15 protein-coding genes and 1 pseudogene are annotated in these 18721 nt (G+C 38.6%); 8 read left to right on the top strand and 8 right to left on the bottom strand.

Going from position 1 to position 18721, the window contains the following annotated elements; genetic code table 11:
• Positions 1-148: 148 nt before the first annotated feature.
• From ACFYKT_RS09085 to ACFYKT_RS09055, 7 genes are all read right to left on the bottom strand, one after another.
• A complete protein-coding gene (locus tag ACFYKT_RS09085) occupies positions 149-580 on the bottom strand; it encodes a TIGR03826 family flagellar region protein (RefSeq protein ID WP_389218565.1) in 432 nt (143 codons plus the stop codon).
• Positions 581-667: 87 nt separating this feature from the next.
• Positions 668-1372: a ComF family protein gene (locus ACFYKT_RS09080; protein ID WP_389218562.1), complete on the bottom strand. Its 705-nt coding sequence runs from the start codon at positions 1370-1372 to the stop codon at positions 668-670.
• A complete protein-coding gene (locus tag ACFYKT_RS09075; RefSeq protein WP_389218559.1) occupies positions 1362-2861 on the bottom strand; it encodes a DEAD/DEAH box helicase in 1500 nt (499 codons plus the stop codon). The genes ACFYKT_RS09080 and ACFYKT_RS09075 overlap by 11 nt, the downstream gene beginning before the upstream one ends.
• 421 nt (positions 2862-3282) lie before the next feature.
• Complete coding sequence (locus tag ACFYKT_RS09070) at positions 3283-4125, bottom strand: DegV family protein (protein WP_389218556.1); 843 nt, start codon at positions 4123-4125, stop codon at positions 3283-3285.
• Between the two features lie 209 nt (positions 4126-4334).
• A complete protein-coding gene (gene sda, locus ACFYKT_RS09065) occupies positions 4335-4487 on the bottom strand; it encodes a sporulation histidine kinase inhibitor Sda (protein WP_389218553.1) in 153 nt (50 codons plus the stop codon).
• 257 nt (positions 4488-4744) lie between these two features.
• On the bottom strand, positions 4745-5455 hold the full coding sequence (locus ACFYKT_RS09060; RefSeq protein ID WP_389219175.1) for a response regulator: 711 nt from the start codon (positions 5453-5455) through the stop codon (positions 4745-4747).
• A gap of 227 nt (positions 5456-5682) precedes the next feature.
• On the bottom strand, positions 5683-6825 hold the full coding sequence (locus ACFYKT_RS09055) for a sensor histidine kinase (RefSeq protein ID WP_389218551.1): 1143 nt from the start codon (positions 6823-6825) through the stop codon (positions 5683-5685).
• A 476-nt stretch (positions 6826-7301) separates the two neighbouring features.
• Here ACFYKT_RS09055 and ACFYKT_RS09050 point away from each other — a divergent pair, with 476 nt between their 5' ends.
• From ACFYKT_RS09050 to ACFYKT_RS09025, 6 genes and pseudogenes are all read left to right on the top strand, one after another.
• Positions 7302-7940, top strand: a complete 639-nt coding sequence (locus ACFYKT_RS09050) for a YigZ family protein (RefSeq protein ID WP_389218548.1) — start codon at positions 7302-7304, stop codon at positions 7938-7940.
• Between the two features lie 106 nt (positions 7941-8046).
• A complete protein-coding gene (locus ACFYKT_RS09045) occupies positions 8047-9096 on the top strand; it encodes an LCP family protein (RefSeq protein WP_389218545.1) in 1050 nt (349 codons plus the stop codon).
• 164 nt (positions 9097-9260) lie between these two features.
• A pseudogene (locus tag ACFYKT_RS09040) lies at positions 9261-9448 on the top strand (hypothetical protein).
• Between the two features lie 100 nt (positions 9449-9548).
• Positions 9549-10211, top strand: a complete 663-nt coding sequence (locus tag ACFYKT_RS09035; RefSeq protein WP_389218542.1) for a hypothetical protein — start codon at positions 9549-9551, stop codon at positions 10209-10211.
• A 13-nt stretch (positions 10212-10224) separates the two neighbouring features.
• The gene (locus ACFYKT_RS09030) at positions 10225-11430 is read left to right on the top strand and encodes an efflux RND transporter periplasmic adaptor subunit (RefSeq protein WP_389218539.1); all 1206 of its coding nucleotides are present in this window, start codon (positions 10225-10227) and stop codon (positions 11428-11430) included.
• A 490-nt stretch (positions 11431-11920) separates the two neighbouring features.
• The gene (locus tag ACFYKT_RS09025) at positions 11921-13912 is read left to right on the top strand and encodes an S-layer homology domain-containing protein (protein ID WP_389218536.1); all 1992 of its coding nucleotides are present in this window, start codon (positions 11921-11923) and stop codon (positions 13910-13912) included.
• Between the two features lie 134 nt (positions 13913-14046).
• Here ACFYKT_RS09025 and ACFYKT_RS09020 read toward each other — a convergent pair whose 3' ends face one another.
• Positions 14047-15087 (bottom strand): glycosyltransferase family 4 protein, encoded by a 1041-nt coding sequence (locus ACFYKT_RS09020; protein WP_389218533.1) that lies wholly within the window; start codon positions 15085-15087, stop codon positions 14047-14049.
• Between the two features lie 321 nt (positions 15088-15408).
• Here ACFYKT_RS09020 and secA2 point away from each other — a divergent pair, with 321 nt between their 5' ends.
• Both secA2 and ACFYKT_RS09010 read left to right on the top strand, forming a co-directional pair.
• Complete coding sequence (secA2, locus tag ACFYKT_RS09015; protein ID WP_389218530.1) at positions 15409-17760, top strand: accessory Sec system translocase SecA2; 2352 nt, start codon at positions 15409-15411, stop codon at positions 17758-17760.
• A gap of 15 nt (positions 17761-17775) precedes the next feature.
• Positions 17776-18660 carry an accessory Sec system S-layer assembly protein gene (locus ACFYKT_RS09010; protein WP_389218527.1) on the top strand — a complete coding sequence of 295 codons (885 nt, stop codon included), beginning with the start codon at positions 17776-17778 and terminating at the stop codon, positions 18658-18660.
• The last annotated feature ends 61 nt before the right edge of the window (positions 18661-18721 follow it).

Here is an 18721-nt window from a genome sequence, read left to right as displayed (position 1 = left end):
ATTTGGACACTCTCAAATATAAAAAGCAACAAATTTTACGAAAAAGGAACTAAAAAAGTTCAGAGCCATACGACTCCGAACTTACTTTTGTACTATTTTTTATGTGATTTGTGTTTCAGGTTCAAATTTTATTAATAATTTCCTCTTATTATCTTTTCCCTTTGATTCTTTCATCCATCGTAAAATAAGTCGCATTCTTTTCTCTTCTCTCAATTTCCAGTCTGCGCTCTTCCTCCATTGTATGGATATCAAGCTCTTTTCTCAGAAGTTCTGTACAGTTTTCACAGAGCTTTCCTGTTCGAATGATAGCTCCGCATTTGTCGCATGGATAGCCGAGGTTTGGAAATTGGGTTAGTTTAAGGCGGCCGGTTTTGATGAATTTAAGGATCAGTTCTTCATCGACTCCTGTTGCTGTTACCACTTGTTCCATTGTTGCTGCGCGGTTTTCGCGTTTGCGGATGAATTGATAGACCGTTTCATAGGTCTTTTCTTCCTCTTTCCAGCAGTTTTGGCAGATATCGCGGAATTTATTTTTTACAAATATATCATTGCAGTTTGGACAATTTGTTAGCTCATCCATTCCGTGCTCCTCCTTGTATAACAAATCTTTTTCATTCATTATAGCCCGAGTTCTGATTTTAAGAAATGGATGATTTATGGAATTCTATTAACCCCTTGCTATGGTTAGGGAGCATACCGATTGTGCACCTGCTTCTATTAGGATCTTAGCTGCATGTCTGAGTGTGGAGCCAGTTGTGTAAATATCGTCCATAAGAAGAATTCGCTGGTTTGGAATGCTTTCCTTTGTGTGGAACACTTGTGGGATGTGAATGCGTTCTGAACGGGATTTCTTCGATTGTTTCTCAGCATGTGTTCGGGTGAGGAGACGGGTTGGTTTATAGCCACTTGCACATATCAAAGCTTCCGATTGGTTAAAGCCACGTTCGTATAGACGTTCTTCACTTAATGGGATGAGCACGATTATATCAAAAGTGATTGAGTGGAGCTTCCGATTGATAAAAGGCGCAAATGCCTGGGCTAGTACATAATCTCCACGGTATTTATAGCGGGCAATCACTTCTTGAGCAAACTCATTGTATATGAAGAGTGAGTGATTTTTCTTAAGCATATCTGCCCATTCCCCATCCTTCTCCCAGCGAATACAGTCCAAACACTGATCTTCGACTTTATATTGGGGTTCTACATTTGCAAGTGGACGGTCACAATTTCGGCATGCTTCCCCTTTAATCATTTCTAACTTCCCACTGCACTCAGTACATAAATGGCTTGTGTTTTCTTTAGAAAACAGGGTGGTCCAGCTTACTTGTGGAAGAATCCCTGCATCGCAAACAAGACAATATTCAATAATCAATCAGTCCTTTCTTTCGTGCTTCTTCGTTCATTTGCAGGATTTGTTTTCGCGCGCGAATCATGGCATCTGTTTTTCCATAATGAAAAAAGGTGATCTCACCACCTGGAGCAGCCGCACTTCTGCCAACACGGCCAGCAATTTGGACAAGAGCACTTTCGGTAAAAATTCGATCCTCTGCGCCAAGGACGGCCACATCAATATTTGGAAAAGTAACCCCTCTTTCTAATATTGTCGTTGTTAGAAGCAGCGGGATTTCTTTGTTGCGCATTGCCTGAACTTTTCCCTTTCGTTTGGGGTCTTCGGCATGGACTGCTTCTATTTTTGGGTGGAGTAATCTAATAAGGGGTAGGATTTTTTCCATTTTGTCGATTTTCGGAATAAACAGAAGGCATTGCTTTTCTGCATCTAGACGTTTATTTATCCATTGGATTATGTTTCGGGGCAGCCTCTTCTTTTGAAGTCCCTTTTCCCAATTTCCACACCATTGAAAACTTGGAACAGGGAGAGGATGGCGGTGGTAGCGCGCTGGGATCGTGACGTATTCTCTTTTTCCCTTGATGCATTCTGCTTGCCATTTTTCATTCGGTGTTGCGGTTAGATAGATCATGGATGAAAGCGTTTTGCGTGATTGGCGGACAGCATATTGGAGGGATTCGTCAACAGAATACGGAAAAGCATCGACTTCATCCAGGATGACTGTATCAAAAGCTTGATAAAAACGCAGAAGCTGGTGAGTGGTTGTGATTGTTAATGGTGCATTGAGATGACGATCCTCACTTCCGCCATAGAGGGAAGCTACTTGAATGTTTGGAAATACCTTTTTGAGACGTGGAGTTAGTTCAAGGACAACATCGGTTCTTGGAGTGGCAAGACAGACCCTTTTTCCAGCGGTAATTGCGGCATCTATTCCTTCAAAAAGCACTTCCGTTTTTCCAGCACCGCAAACCGCCCAAACGAGCTGCTCTTTGTTTTCATTGATCGCTTGAACCACTCGTTTGGAGGCTGTTTGTTGGCCATCAGATAAGGAACCAGCCCAAGATAGCTGCAGACTGGTGGATTCCAGTTGTTGGTCGGGACCAGTCCAACTAATTAGTGGGGTGCATGCACTTACACGTCCCATCATGATGCATTTTCTGCAATACAGACAATCTTCGCCACATCGAGCACAAGGAAAGCGGCCGAAAAAATGCAGATCTTTGTTGCCACAGCGAATGCAGATGGGCTTATTTTTTTCTAAGTGAATTCCTTTCCGGTAAATAAGGTAACCATTTTCGAAGTGTTCTTGGATTTCTTCGATGGAGATGGTGAGGTCGTCTGGTAAAAGCTGTTTTCCAGCTAGCTGCTGTTGGAGTTCTTGATTGTAGATGTAGTTTGGGTTTGTTTGCTGAGCTGTTGAAATTTGTTCAAAGGAGGAAATAGGATATGTCTTTTCTGGAGAGTGCAGGAGTTTGTCAGGAATGAGTTTTGAATGGATTTGTGCAAATCTCAAAAGAACACCTCTTTTATGCTTTTTTTATGCTTTTTTTATGGTTATTCCTATTCGTTTTTTATATAGATGAAAGCTGTATGGGAGTGGCTGGCGATATGAACGTTTCTTAACTACCGTTTTTCCGGGGATTTGCTTTTTCGGGCGTTATGAACGTTCCTTAACTACCAGTTTTCTGAAGCTCCGCTTTTTCGGGCGTTATGAACGTTCCTTAACTACCAGTTTTCTGAGGCTACGCTTTTTTGGGCGTTTTGAACGCTCCTTAACTACCAGTTTTCCGAGGATTCGCTTTTTCGGACGTTTTGAACGCCTTTTGACTACCAAGCTTATCCGGATTCTGTCAATTAAGAGATTCACGCCCGCTGTTTTTTCAAAATAACAGCAGGCGCGCCTCCCTTGTTCAATCATATACCGATCAAAAAACTTACTTCTTCTTCACCCAGCCAAGTCCCATGGAGCCTTCGCCAAGATGGGTGCCAATGACTGGTCCGAAATAGCTGATCATAAATTCTACGTTCGGGAACTGTGCTTCGAGCTCTGCTTTCCATTCATATGCTTCTTCTTCTCTGTTGGCATGAATGATGGCTGCACGATACTGCTCACCGCTCTTGACAGCATCTTCGAGCAATTCGACAATTCGTTTCATTGCCTTTTTGCGTGTGCGGATTTTTTCAAATGGGACGATCACTTTGTCTTCAAAGTGAAGAAGGGGTTTCACCTGAAGCAGGCTGCCGATTAGCGCCTGGGCACTTGATAGACGTCCACCGCGCTGCAAATGAGATAAGTCATCTACCATGAAGTAGGCACGAATAGATTCCTTCATTTCATTCAGTCGAGACATGATTTCTTTCGGGGATTTTCCTGCAGCGGCCATTTCTGCTGCTTCAAGCACATAGAATCCTTGGACCATGCAGCTGATTTCGGAATCAAAAGGGTAGACTTCAATTCCTTCCGCCATATTTCCAGCAGTAACGGAACCTTGGAATGTCCCGCTAATTCCACTTGATAGATGGATACTGATGACTGCATCATATTCCACTGCAAGCTTTTCAAAAAGCTCAACAAACTTTCCAACCGGAGGCTGTGATGTTGTTGGAAGCTCCTTATGCTTTACCTCTTCATAGAATGCAGAAGCACTAATATCCACTTCTTCCTGATAGGTCTCATTTCCAAAAATAACACTAAGAGGAATCATATATATATTCAATTTTTCTCTTAATTCCTTCGGGATATAGGCTGTACTATCCGTGACAACTGCCGTTTTCATATTCTATGATACCATCCTTATTCTATTTTCTAGTTTCCATTTTATATGAAAGCGAACGGAAATGCATTAAATTTGGGTGTAAAAGGGGTTTTAATTAATATAAAATAGGGTGGAAGAAAACATGTATATACAGTGCAAATAATAAATATTTTACTTGTATGAATGCGTTCTCATTAAAAGAGGAAGCTTAAAAGTATTGTAAAAATAAATTAATTATATTGTTTTTCTGCATAAATTTCTAAGCCTCTTCTATTGATTTCAACTAATAAGAAGTCGATAAAGCCTGGCTCAAGATCAATCGCAATAGCTTTATAGTACGTTTCTACTAATAAAGAATCCGGAAATCTGACTAAACTAGACATTAAGTCACACCCTTTCTATTTCTTATTACCTATTTTTGAAAATAATCCCTATTTTGTAAAGGGATTATTGGCATGTGTCATAATCTTTACACATTCGACAAAATTCGATTGGTACACATTTCTGACTGTTAGAATTGCATAGAAAAAACCAGCATCGTCCATTAAGCACGCGAAGCGGACAAAAAAAGAGCTATTGCATCATGCAACAACTCTTCCTGTCTATTTCAATAATCCTTCATTAGGCCAACCAATACCTACTACTTTACTTCTACCCAGCCATTTTTGATGGCTACAACCACTGCTTGAGTACGGTCGTTTACGTTCATCTTTTGAAGAATATTACTCACATGATTCTTAACAGTCTTTTCACTAATGAAAATGGCTTCACCGATCCCACGGTTGCTCTTGCCATCTGCAAGGAGCTGAAGCACTTCACATTCACGGCGAGTGAGTAAATGAAGCGGACGGCGAATTTCAACGCGAGGTATGTATTTGCCTTGCCCTGATTCCTCAAGAGCTAATCGACGGTATTCACTTACGAGATTATGAGTCACCTTTGGATGCAAATATGAACCGCCATCAGCCACTACTTTAACCGCTTCGATTAAAGCATCAGCATCCATTTCCTTTAATAAATATCCGCAAGCACCTGTCTTCAGCGCATGAGAAACATAATTCTCATCATCATGTATAGATAGGATAATTACCTTTGAATCAGGATACTTTTCAATCAATTGGCGTGTAGCTTCCACCCCATTTATATTCGGCATGTTGATGTCCATAATGATTACATCTGGCTGGTACTCCCCAACAATTGAAACCGCTTCGCTTCCATCATCACCTTCAGCCACAACTTCAAATGATTTTTCAAAATCTAAAATGCGTTTTACGCCTTCTCTAAATAATTGGTGGTCATCGATTATGACAATCTTTGTAGTCAATTTCTTCCCCTCCTGCGTTCTCTCCATTAATTTATTCATATATTTATCTCTTTTCTTATATTATTTTTAGGCTGTTTTCGCAAACATGGTTTGGTAGAGGTTGATTTGCGCTCCAGGTTACGCAGCGACCAGTGGGGTGGGCGGTGAGCCTCCTCAGCGCAAAAGCGCCTGTGGGGTCTCACCTGTCCCACTACTCCCACTGGAGTCTCGCAACCTTCCGCTCCAATCAACTAGTCTTTTTGAGAAATAGAAAATTACAAATTTATTGGGATTTGAATAAGGATGACTGTTCCTTTTCCTATATTTGAATCAATGGAAAGCTGACCTTCTAGAAGCTCTACTCTTTCTCTCATGCCAATCAAACCAAATGAATCCTTTTTCTTTTGAGAGAGGTCAAAGCCTATTCCATCATCTTTAATGACAACAGTAACTTTAGCCTTTTCAATCTCCATCTTTACTTGTATTTCTCTTGGGTTGGCATGTTTAATTGCATTTTGAACAGATTCTTGTATGAGGCGGAATAAGGCCACTTCGTAATTCCCGGGAAGCCTTTTTTCCCCCTTTAAATTCGCAAATGTTATTTTTATCTTCTTATGGTACTCTTCGGTTGTTTGTAAGTACTTTTTGAGGGTTGGGACTAGGCCTAGGTCATCAAGCGCCATCGGACGCAAATCATAAATGATTCTCCTCACCTCATATAGTGCACTTCGAACCATTTTTTTGAGATCACGGATTTCCTTGATGGCATCACCGCCACCCTTTTCTCGATATACACGCTCGATAAGGTCCGAACGCATCATCACATTGGCCATCATTTGGGCTGGACCATCATGAATTTCACGGGATACTCTCTTTCGTTCTTCCTCTTGAGCGGCGATAATTTTCAAACCGAAGTCTTGTTTCATCTTGGCATCCTCTAGCATTTCTCCCACTTGCTTCAGATCGCTAGTTAAATAATTCATCACGACCGTAATTTGGGAAATTAGATGCTCCGCGCGCTCAATTGTTTCACTTAAGCCAATAAGCCTTCTCTCAATTTCATCACGCCGGTCCCTGAGCTGTTTCTCTGTCTGCTGATTAATAGAATATTCCATTTGCAGCTGATGAGCCTTTTCATAGGCATCACGGACTTCCTCTTCGGAGAAATCCTTGAAATGCTTACTAACCTCAGAAAGACGTTTCCTCGAAAATCGAGATTGAATCTCCAGCTTATCTCCTTCTTCAATTGTTTTCTTAACAAGCTCTTTCATTTCTTTAAGTTCATCACTCAATGTCATATGATCCTTGCGGCATTGCTCGCCAATCCGAAAGATTTCACTTTTGCTAATGCCTACCGTATCAACCATTTTTTCTAAAATTAAATCAAGTGTTTTTGTATCTAGTTTCTTTTTACTCATTAGAGTCCTCCAATGAAATCGAAAAGTGGAAGCCACCACTTTATCCCTACCCATCATAGACCTACAGTTAAACTAATTTCTTCCTCAATTATCATTATTTTAGCTTGAAATGACCTGATATACTATCTCTCACCACTTGGAAATATACGAAAAAGATCAAAATTCCGTAATTAGGCTTAGTATTGTGTTTCTGAACTAAGTCTTATATCCTATAGTATGGACATTATTTGTCATGATTAGGCGCTGTAATCCAGTGAAAAACTATAAATTATATACAAAAGCCACTTTTCACTATCGGAATATTGCTATTATACCATGCGGATATGTCCTCCATATTAAAGTTTGATTACAATCAGCTTATAATTGATGTTTCATAACCTGTCGAATTATAATGAAGAAAGGCGAATCTTTTAATTGTTCTTTATTCTTTGTAAAAGGCCCATTCAGATTCGCACAGATTGGAAAGGAGCGGTTATATGCTGCCCCGTTACTATACTGTAAAAGCTGACGGAGAACATGAAATTATCATTCAAAAATCGCGTTTTATCGCATATGTTTCAAGAGCAGAATCAGAAAATGAAGCACAGGCATTTATCCAAAAAATTAAGAAAGAAAATTGGAATGCTACTCATAATTGCTCAGCCTATCTTATCGGTGAAAATGATCAGATCCAGAAGGCAAATGATGATGGTGAACCAAGCGGCACTGCTGGTATTCCTATTCTTGAAGTACTAAAAAAAAGACAGCTGAAGGACACGGTTGTTGTCATTACTAGATACTTTGGCGGAATTAAGCTTGGAGCCGGCGGTCTCATTCGTGCTTATGGCAAAGCAACCTCCGAAGGAATTGATGAAGCTGGTGTGGTTGAAAGAAAACTAATGAGAGTCATGCATACAAAGGTCGACTACACATGGCTAGGGAAACTCGAAAACGAACTTCGATCTTCCGTTTATACCCTTAAAGAAATTCATTATTTAGACATGGTTGAGATTGAAACATTTGTTGAGGAAGAAGCCACTCCCCAATTTATCGAGTGGATGGTTGAATTAACAAATGGACAAGGGGAAATATCAGAAGGCTTACAGTTATATTTAGAAGAAGATGTGGGGAAGTAATTCATTTAAGAAATTTTTTTATAAAAAGGAAATACAATCTGTATAGAGCAGTATTTTTTTCCTCGGCCTTCTATATTATAATGTTCTACTTCAAAGGAGAGATATGATGTCTAACTCTAGGCAAAGCTACAAGGCACAAAAAAAGCAAAAGAAGCAAAAAGGCCGAAGGAGAATTTTCCTTTGGGTTATGGTACCATTCTTACTCATTATTTCAGGAGCGGCTGTGTACGGATCCTTTCTCTATAATAAAGCTCATTCAGTTATGGATAATTCGTATGAGCCAATTGTTAGGGAAACACCGAAGCGGGAGAAGGAAGTTAATCCACATATTGATAATATTTCGGTTCTTATTGTCGGAATCGATGACAGTACAAAACGGCAATTCACTAGCGGCTCACGAACAGATGCTTTAATGTTGGCTACTTTTAACGAAAGCCAGAAATCCGTTAAATTACTAAGCATCCCAAGGGATTCTTATGTATATATTCCGAACAAAGACCGTAAAGACAAAATTAACCATGCATACGGCAAAGGTGGTATCGCTTCAACCATTGATACTGTTGAAGAATTACTTGATATCCCTGTTGATTATTATATGAATGTGAACTTTAATGCTTTCATTGATATTGTTGAAGCAGTGGGAGGGATAGAAGTCGAGGTTCCTTATTCCTTTAGCGAACAGGATTCACATGACAAGAAAAACGCCATCCGTCTTGAAAAAGGCCTTCAGCAGCTAAATGGAGAAGAAGCCCTTGCCCTTGCTCGTACACGTAAACTGGATAGTGATATTGAACGCGGGAAGCGTCAACAAGAAATCCTAAAGGCGATATTGAACAAAGCGATCTCGATTAAATCTGTTGCGAAGTACTCAGATATAATTGAAGCAGTAGGCGAAAATATGAAAACAGATTTATCTTTTAAAGATATGAAATCATTTATTGATTACGCGACTGCCGGAACGAATTTGAGCATAGAGTCATTAACCCTTGGTGGACAAGACAGCTATATTAAAGGGATTTATTACTATGAATTAGACGATGCCTCTCTTGAAGAAATTAAGCAGACATTAAAGACCCATCTAGAAGTCTCCGGTACAAATGATCGCTCCGTTGTTACTGGATATGATAAAGAAGAAGAAGGAACCGAAACCCCTTGAAATAGGGGGTTTTATTTTTTTACGATGGATAACAGCAATTATTCAAAGATTGTTTTTTCCCATAGATTGCGTATATGATTTTTGCTTACAAATAGGATTGGTTGATTGGAGTGGAAGGCGTGAGACTCCTCGAAAATGCATCCGCATTTCCTCGTGCGGTGTCAATTCAAGAAGCCTATTCAACGTCCTGCGGGAGGAGTGGGACAGGTGAGACCCCGCAGGAGCGTAAGCGACGAGGAGGCTCAGCGCCCACCCCGCGGGTCGCTGCCGCCTGGAGCGCAAATCAACCTCTACCCACTACATATTAATAGGAAACCATATTCGCAAAAACAACCTTTCCATAAGCATTTAGTAGGTATTTCACTAGTTTCATTGAGTTTTCATTTCAAGTAATGAGAGTTATGAGGTAAAATATAACATAATTGCTAGAAAATAATTATTGGAGGATTCATATGTACCATCAATTTCGGTTGTTTAGAGGCATTTTCTTTCCTTCGTACATTTCACATCAGCTTAGGCAAGCTGAAACATTACCTGGACTATGGATTCGAGTATGTCTTTTAATCCTTTCTAGTTGTATTCTTCACTTTACAGGGGCCTTTTACGGATTGGGCAACGAATTATTTTCTAACGAGTTAATCCATCTCCCGAGCAGTGACTTTGAATCTAGAAAGCTATTGTTTATATTAGGCGAAACCACCTGGGGCCTATTCTTTGCTTTATTTATTCTATTCTTTTCTGCTCTATTTTTCTGGTCTGTAACGGATATTGCCTATCAGAAATTACTTTCCGTGCAAATGTATGTGCTGCTCGTTCTATTAATTGAAAAGGGTCTCTACATAATCCTAGCCTTGTCCATTGGAATTGATCGATTTTCATCACCATTTTCATTTGGTGTTATTATTCAGTACTTTACTAGTAACCCATTATTAATAATCCTCTTTGGGTCCATTTCTATTTTTCACTTTTGGATTATTTATTTACAGTATACATATTTAAACAAATTAACAGAAAGAAGCCCGAAATTCCTGCTGCTGATCATTGTAGGATTGAATGTATTCCTTCTGATTATTTCTACCCTTCTCTATTACATAAGAATTGAAAAACTCATTTAAGATGGTGATCTAAATGAAAAAATGGCCAAGAAGAATAATCATATATACTTCCATATTGTTTGTAGCAGGAAATCTATTTTTAATCGTAAAAAAGGACAGCAAACTAGAAAAAATAGAACGGCTAAGCAAATGGGAAAAGGTGAAAACGAGCGATATTCAAAACAAGTTATCTAAATCCGGAATCGTAATACCTGAGGAAGAACATCCTATCTATTTCGATGAAGAAATGGGATCATTTAATCAGTTTCTTGTAAAAGAAGGGGAAGAAATCGATACTGGCTCCCCACTATTCGAGTACTCCACATTCAATACGAATAATCAAATAACACAGCTAGAAACGGAGATTTCTGAGCTCGAAGAAAAAGCTGATCATATTCTAAGTACAATCGATCAACTAGAAGGATTATTAACTCAAGCAAAAAAAGGCCAAGAAGAGGATCAGCCTGAACCACTTAGCATCTATACGATTCAATCAGACATATATCAAAAGGAACTTGAACACGAATTACTGCTTTCTGAAGCCGCAAAATTAAAAGAGAAAGTTCAAATTTTTGAAAATCAAATTAGTGGCCTAACCATGAAAAGCCCATTTACTGGGGTAGTTTCAAAGGTTCAAGAAAGTTTATCCCAACCTATTATGACCATCAGTTCAAAAGTACCTTCCATAAAGGGCTCTTTACATGAAGACGATAGGCAAACAGTCACTGAGGGAATGAATGTATCCGTTGCTATCTCCTCTCAACAAGAGAAAATGACTGGAACAATCTCAAAAGTTTCCTCTATCCCAGAAAATGAATCCGGTGAAGATCAAAAATCCACCTATTCATTCCATGTTCAGTTGGATGATCCTGCCGAGGACCTCTTAGTTGGAAAACATGTTGATGTTGATATTATCTTAAAGAAATCACAGAATGCGTCCGTTGGTCCTGCCAAAAGTATAGAAAGAAAGAAAAAGGAAGATTTCATTTATATACTTTCCCCTTCAGGTACCATCGAGAAAACAGCCGTTCAAACAGGAATCAAAGCGAACGGGAAAGTAGAAATCGTGTCCGGAATCAATAAGGAAGATTATCTTGTTCCAAATGCCGCAGATATTAACTATCAATCTGGCTCTTCCTTCACATCACCTTTAATCATTGAAGATCTTTCTAAGAAGAGTCTAAAGAAAAGCTTTACAGAGGATTGGAAATACATTCTAAAGGGTTTTTTTGCAAGATAGTCTTTCGATTAAGCCATCCAGTAATTGGATGGTTTTTTTGTAAGGATTGTTAAATGATATTTATGGTGCATGAAACCGCCATTGGTATACCCGCTCATTAAGTTATTCATACGAATAAAACCCATTCGCGTGTACACCAATGGCTTTTAATCAACAACCAACAATAACCTAGCCAAAGAATATTAATATTGCCTGTAGGGTATGCGGGCAGATTTTTGATCCGTCCTTTGGATCACTTTCTGAACGCGTGCCCTACAGGCTTTTACTTTATCCAGATTCTTGTACAACCTTTTCTGTATAAAAATAAATTGCCGTTTTGATTACATGAACAAGCCTTTATGTACAAAGGTATTACCAGCTTCATTATGAGCAGCTGTTATTAAATCTTTTATACCCTTCCCTACAAAACTAGTCTTTTTTCCATTCGACAATATTTTCGTAGTGTGATAGAACTATTAATGACGAAAGATAAACATGAGGAGGCAATCTATTGATTTACAGAAAACACATCATATTTGTACTAGTCATTGCTTTGTTGCTTTTCAATATTCCACAAGCAGCAACCCTTGCAGCAACAACTGAGCAATATCCTATTTCCTCAGGTGTTAATTATAAGCACAATAATGAGGTTATCAATTCAAATCCACAAGCGGTAAATATTCTGGAAATTAATTTACTAGATTCCTATACAAATCTAGCTTTAAGTTTCCCAGATCCTTTACATGTATTAGCCACTACCACAAAGCAAGCAAAAGCAAATCATTATGAAGGGCATCAAGTAATCGGCGCTGTTAATGGATCATTCTTCGATACGGCAACGAAAGACCCGATGTACTTAATTGCTTCTAATAATCAGATTGTGAATATCGGATTAACTACGTTCGAAAAAGAACATTATGTGAATAAACCAGCAGCGTTTGGTATCACTAGTTCAGGGAAAGGGTTAATTGATGATTATCAGCTCTCATTAACGCTAAGCCATAACGGTCAATCCAATCCAATTACAAGCATGAATAAAACTCGTAATGCTAATGAATTAATCCTTTATACTCCAGAGAATCGATACGCAACTACAAAAACAAACCAGTACGGAACTGAAATTATTATTACAAACGCTTCTAAAAATAGGAATCTAGCATTCGGAGATACAATCACTGGTACAGTAAGTGCTATCCGGTCATCTAGTGATCCAACTGCCTCCACAATTCCAGAGGATGGATTTATCTTATCCGCACATGGGGATAAGCAAGCCATTTTAAGCAGTATGAACATTGGAGATCAAGTTCAAGTAGACCTTACGATTGATGAGAAGTGGAAAAATGCGCAATTTATGCTAGCTAGCGGTCCTATGCTCGTTAACAACGGGGCAGTTAGTCTGAACATGGATCCGAATAATATTCGTGCAAAGGAAAGAGCTCCTCGTACAGCCATTGCTCTTGACAAAACACAGGCAAAGGCATTTATGGTAACTGTTGATGGAAGACAATCAGGATATAGCAAAGGGATGACTCTTATGGAGTTTGCCCAATACTTAGCAAAAATCGGCGTCGACAAAGCTATCAATCTCGACGGCGGAGGCTCTACTTCTATGATTGTCCGAAAGCATGGAAACGAATTAGCAACATTAATCAATCGCCCTTCTGATGGTTATGAACGTGCCGTTTCAACAACCTTGCAGGTAATCAACTCTTCCCCACTTGGGAAGCCGAAATATATAAATGCCACACTATCTGCTAGCGGCGAAGTACAAAAAGGAACAAAGATCAATGTGAATCTAAAGTATGTATTGGATCAATTCTACACCCCAATCATAATGGATTTATCTAAGTTAAAAATTAGTTCAACAATTGGTGAGGTACAAGGCCAGACAGTTACTGCATCAAAAGCAGGAAAAGGTACAATTACAGTAACATATGAAGGCATTAGCTCTGAATTTCCGATTCAGGTTATGGAAGAAAAAGCAACATTTTCTGATGTACCCCCTTCTTATAAATACTACAAAGAGATTAGTACACTAACGAGTAACAAAATTATTAATGGATTTCCAGATGGTACCTTCAGACCTAATAACTCTTTAACAAGATTGGATGCAGCTTTATTATTATCAAGAATACTAAAGCTGGATACCACAAATGTTCCAGATGTTGAGTTCAATGATGTACCAAAAACGCATAAATATTACAAAGAAGTAGCAGCCATTGCAGGCAAAAAAGTAATGAACGGGAAAGCTGAAAAAGTATTTGATCCAACCGCTCCATTGACACGCGCTGAAATGGCCGTCATCTTGCATAGAGCCTTCAAGCTTAGTGGAAATGCGCAGATTACTTTTACTGACGTACCAGTTGGTAGCTTCGGCTATGAATCGATTTCAGCGCTGTTAGCTAACCAAATTACCGAAGGATTCCCAGACAATACATTCCGTCCAAAGGAATCAGTGAACAGATTCCAATTTGTCCTGTTTTTATATCGTATTCAGTATTAGAATTACACAATTAGAAAATATTATGCATAAAAAAAACACAAGGCGCCATCGACTCGAGCCGATGGCGCCTTGTGCTGGGGATATTTGTAAATGACAAAAAAACAGCAACCAAAGCGGTTGCTGTTTTTTTATTATTATCGGTTTCTTTGGCTAATCATTTTTAATAACGGTTTGTAGTCTTTGCCAACTAGTCCAATTTTCTCTGCAAAAATTTCGATGGCAATGATTAATATTGCGATCACTAGCAAAGCAACCCACATCGTTGCTTGAGAGAAAATAACTGCTGCTAGTCCAAACATCGCTGCAATTCCATAAATGATAAGAACTGTTTGGCGATGTGAATAGCCGAGTCGAAGGAGACAATGGTGTAAATGGGATTTATCTGCTGCAGACAATGGCTGCTTGTTTACAAATCGTCGAATAATGGCAAAGAGTGTATCTGAAATTGGAACGCCCAAAATAATAACAGGGATAATTAAAGAGACAATGGTAACATTTTTAAATCCTGATAATGCCAGAACAGAAATAATATATCCTAGGAACAGGGCTCCCGTATCCCCCATGAAAATCTTCGCAGGATGGAAATTATAAACAAGGAATCCTAATGTACTGCCGAGCACGATAAGACCCATACTCGCAACATACACATCCCCCATCAATAAAGCCATACCAGAAATGGTGATTAAAGCAATCGAGGACACCCCTGCTGCTAACCCATCAAGTCCATCGATTAAATTGATCGCATTCGTAATCCCGACGATCCAAATAATTGTCAATGGAATACTTAAATATCCAAATTCAACTTGACCTATAAAGGGAACATTAATAAATTCAGCCTGAACTCCGCCAAGCACGACAGTTAGTGCTGCTGCAAGCTGGCCAAAAAGTTTAATCTTCGCAGACAATTCAAACATATCATCCAAAATCCCAGTGATAATTATAATAAAACTGCCAATAATAATGACAGTAGAATAATCATCAGTTGGTCTTAAGAATAAGACACCTAGGATAAAGCTAATAAATATAGCTAAACCACCTAAACGTGGCATAATTTTCTGATGTACCTTACGCTGATTGGGTTTATCGGTTGCACCAATTTTTATAGCAAGCTTTTTGACTAATGGTGTTATTAATATTGAAGCGATAAAGCAAAGGACTAAGGTTACGTAAACCATTTATGAACCTCCTCAGAAATAGCTTATCCAATTCTAATTATTTTTAAGATGTTAATTTCAGCAAAGCCTAGTTAATAACTGGGTTAAAGTAGACGATCGAATATGATTATATCATTTCCATTTGAATAAGGAAATGAAATTTATAGGAAGCTTAGTATTTTGTAAGAATTGATCGGATTTTGACCAATTTCAATAGATAAGACGGAAAATCCTTCAAAAGGTTGCATATTATTGCTAGTTTTTTAACTTTATAGTAATTCATTGTCGGATTTGATAAAATGTTAAGGATGAATAAGATTTATACTAAAGGGAGTATCTATTATGCTAACTTACCTAAAAAATGCATTTGGCGATTCAAATGAACGCCGTTTAAAAAAATATAATAAAATTGTGGAACAGATAAATAAACTTGAAGATCATTACAGCAATCTTACTGATGAGCAGTTAAAAGGAAAAACAGCTGAATTTAAAGAAATGCTGCAATCTGGAAGTAAATTAGATGAAATTAAAGCAGATGCATTCGCTACAGTAAGAGAAGCAGCGAAACGTGTATTAGGCATGCGTCATTTTGATGTGCAATTAGTTGGAGGATTAGTTTTAACTGAAGGCGGCATTGCTGAAATGGCGACTGGCGAAGGGAAAACCCTTGTTGCTTCTCTTCCCAGCTATCTTCAGGCACTCGAGGGCAAAGGAGTTCATGTCATTACGGTAAATGATTACCTTGCCAAGCGCGACAGAGAAATTATTGGAAAAGTTCATGAATTTCTTGGATTAACTGTTGGATTAAACCTGCCATTAATGAATCCAGCCGAGAAAAAAGTAGCTTACTCAGCTGATATTACTTATGGAGTGGGAACAGAATTCGGCTTTGACTATCTTCGCGATAATATGGTAGGAAGTCCTCAAGAAAAGGTTCAACGCCCTTATCACTTTGCGATTATTGATGAAGTGGATAGTGTATTAATTGATGAGGCAAAAACTCCGCTTATAATTGCAGGAAAAATGCAATCTGGACAAGATTTACGGATGATTGCAGCAAGAGTAGCTAAGCGATTTAAGAAAGACGTTGACTATCTTCTTGATGAAGAAACGAAAGCTACTAGCTTGACTGACGATGGTGTGACAAAGGTAGAGCAATCCTTCGGAGTTGATAATTTATACGATTTAGAACATCAAATCCTTTTCCATTATGTCCTTCAAGCTGTTCGTGCAGAGGTTCTATTTGAAAAAGACGTGGATTATATTATCCAAGATGGAAAAATCATGCTTGTTGATATGTTTACTGGCCGTATTATGGAAGGAAGAACATTAAGTGATGGACTTCATCAGGCGATCGAAGCTAAAGAAGGCATAGAAATTACAGATGAAAATAAAACACAGGCTTCCATTACGATTCAAAATTATTTCAGAATGTATCCAGCTCTATCAGGAATGACAGGTACAGCCAAAACAGAAGAAAAGGAATTCATGCAAGTTTACGGGATGCAGGTTATTCAAATTCCTACCAACCGTCCAAAAATTAGAGTAGATGCTCCTGACCGTGTATACAAGACGATCCATGATAAATATACGGCCGTCACAGCAGAAGTCGTTAAGCTGCACCAAACAGGGCAGCCGATACTAATTGGAACAACATCCATTCTTCAGTCTGAGAAGCTGGCCAAGTATCTTACTGAGGCTGGACTCACATTCGAAATTCTTAATGCGAAAAGCGTGGAACAAGAAGTACTTCTCATCTCAAGATCTGGGCAAAAAGGGCATATTACCATCGCAACAAACATGGCAGGCCGTGGGACAGATATTCTGCTTGGTGAAGGTGTAAATGAACTTGGCGGCTTATATGTCATTGGAACGGAGAAGCATGAAAGCCGAAGAATTGATAATCAGCTAAAGGGTCGATCAGGTCGACAAGGAGACCCTGGACATTCTCAATTTTTCATTTCACTTGAAGACGATATGTTCCGTCGATTTGCTAGCGAGGAGCTCGAGAAGATTAATAAGAACCTCACTGTTTCAGAAGATGGCTTAATTACAAATAAAAATATTAATGAGTTTGTTGATCGTATTCAGAGAATTGTTGAAGGGGCAAACTATTCAATGAGGGAATACAATCTGAAGCTAGATGATGTCATCAATGAACAGCGGAATATCATCTATGAATTAAGAAACAAAATAATTGAACATGAAAATCCAGAGCAACAGCTTGTAAAAACGATTGAAAGCAGCGTCCAAAATGAGATCAACCAAGTTTGCCAAAGCAATATTTTACCTGAAGACTGGGATAGAGCACAATTAATAAGAATGTTTAACGAGATGCTAGTAAACGAAGACGTTCAGTTACCTGACCCAATTATGGGGATTGATGAAGTGAACGATGCGGTGAAAAATCCTTTAACAGATTATATTGCAAGAATAAATGAGTATTCACAAGTAAATGATTCATTTAAACAGGCAATCAAAGAAATTATGACCTCTATTTTGGATTACAATTGGATCCAGCATATTGAAGCAATGACTCGATTGAAAGAAGGAATTGGTTTACGTTCCTACCAGCAGGAAGACCCAATGAGACTATATCAGTACGATGGACTTGAGCTTTTTACAATCACCTTTGAAAAGATTGAAAAGGATATTTCACTAGCGATAGCCAACTATATAAGAAATCGGTACTAAAGGGAGTTATGACGAATGCTTTCAATTTTTCGAAAAAAAGAGCAAAAAAAAACAGGCAATGATACGACAATTTCCTCTGAAGAACTCATGAATGTGAAAGAGGAGACAAATGAAACCGAGATTAAAACCGTTTTATCTTTTCACCCAACTTGGAATTTACCAATGGAGCAGCAATATGTTTTCCGATTTCTTCATAATGAACTCCCTCCATTGCAGCCGAATCAAATTTCCATTGCAGGGGTTGATTTAGCTAAAGCAGAAAATGGGATTGAGGTTACTGCCTTTCTTCGCAATAGCTTACAGAAGCCGATCATGATTAATGAAACACCGCTACTCCTTTTAGATAAGGAACAAAATGTCATTGCAAGAGAAGTATTTGATTTGGGGAAATTGGGAAATATACCGGAGAGAAGCAGCATGCCTTGGGTCTTCCATTTCCCATTACACTCATTAAGACAACAAGAGTTTAGTGAAGAGGGCTGGACTTTAGCATTCGAATTAAAAAAGCCACATTCACTAGATCTTCATGAAAGCTGGGAAACTGGCCTTTCTGAGGGTGACAAGGGCAAACTTCAGGCAATTATTGATAGAGTTGGCGAACCTAATAAAGGGGAAGTCAATTTTATGGGTATTTCAATTGCCCATAATGAAGAGAATCTAACAGTCACTCTTTTAATCCGGAATGGAACAGAGCAAAATATTCATCTTCATCAAATTCCATTAGCCGTAAAAGATGCTTCAAAAAATATCATTGCTCAAGGAGCATTCACTCTTGATGATTTCATTGTGAAGGCGAATACATCGAAACCATGGACATTTATCTTCCCTTCCTCCTTCATAAAGGCCGAAGAGATGGATTTATCTAGATGGTCTGTAGAAGTCATACAAAATGAACAATAAATTGGAGCATATGAAAACAGCAGCCACTCATCTAAGAGAGACTGCTGTTTTTGTTTATTTA

Source organism: Cytobacillus mangrovibacter, assembly GCF_042865275.1.
Lineage (GTDB): Bacteria > Bacillota > Bacilli > Bacillales > Cytobacillaceae > Cytobacillus > Cytobacillus mangrovibacter.
The sequence above is the reverse complement of the archived record's forward strand: the minus strand, read 5'-3'. Positions and strand labels throughout refer to the sequence as shown.

Excerpts from the sequence above, each read along its gene's own strand:
- secA2 (WP_389218530.1), top strand. The coding sequence starts at position 15,409 with ATGCTAACTTACCTAAAAAATGCATTTGGCGATTCAAATGAACGCCGT.
- ACFYKT_RS09010 (WP_389218527.1), top strand. The coding sequence starts at position 17,776 with ATGCTTTCAATTTTTCGAAAAAAAGAGCAAAAAAAAACAGGCAATGAT.
- ACFYKT_RS09050 (WP_389218548.1), top strand. The coding sequence starts at position 7,302 with ATGCTGCCCCGTTACTATACTGTAAAAGCTGACGGAGAACATGAAATT.
- ACFYKT_RS09070 (WP_389218556.1), bottom strand. The coding sequence starts at position 4,125 with ATGAAAACGGCAGTTGTCACGGATAGTACAGCCTATATCCCGAAGGAA.
- ACFYKT_RS09020 (WP_389218533.1), bottom strand. The coding sequence starts at position 15,087 with ATGGTTTACGTAACCTTAGTCCTTTGCTTTATCGCTTCAATATTAATA.
- ACFYKT_RS09045 (WP_389218545.1), top strand. The coding sequence starts at position 8,047 with ATGTCTAACTCTAGGCAAAGCTACAAGGCACAAAAAAAGCAAAAGAAG.
- ACFYKT_RS09060 (WP_389219175.1), bottom strand. The coding sequence starts at position 5,455 with ATGGAGAGAACGCAGGAGGGGAAGAAATTGACTACAAAGATTGTCATA.
- ACFYKT_RS09055 (WP_389218551.1), bottom strand. The coding sequence starts at position 6,825 with ATGAGTAAAAAGAAACTAGATACAAAAACACTTGATTTAATTTTAGAA.
- ACFYKT_RS09030 (WP_389218539.1), top strand. The coding sequence starts at position 10,225 with ATGAAAAAATGGCCAAGAAGAATAATCATATATACTTCCATATTGTTT.
- ACFYKT_RS09035 (WP_389218542.1), top strand. The coding sequence starts at position 9,549 with ATGTACCATCAATTTCGGTTGTTTAGAGGCATTTTCTTTCCTTCGTAC.
- ACFYKT_RS09085 (WP_389218565.1), bottom strand. The coding sequence starts at position 580 with ATGGATGAGCTAACAAATTGTCCAAACTGCAATGATATATTTGTAAAA.
- sda (WP_389218553.1), bottom strand. The coding sequence starts at position 4,487 with ATGTCTAGTTTAGTCAGATTTCCGGATTCTTTATTAGTAGAAACGTAC.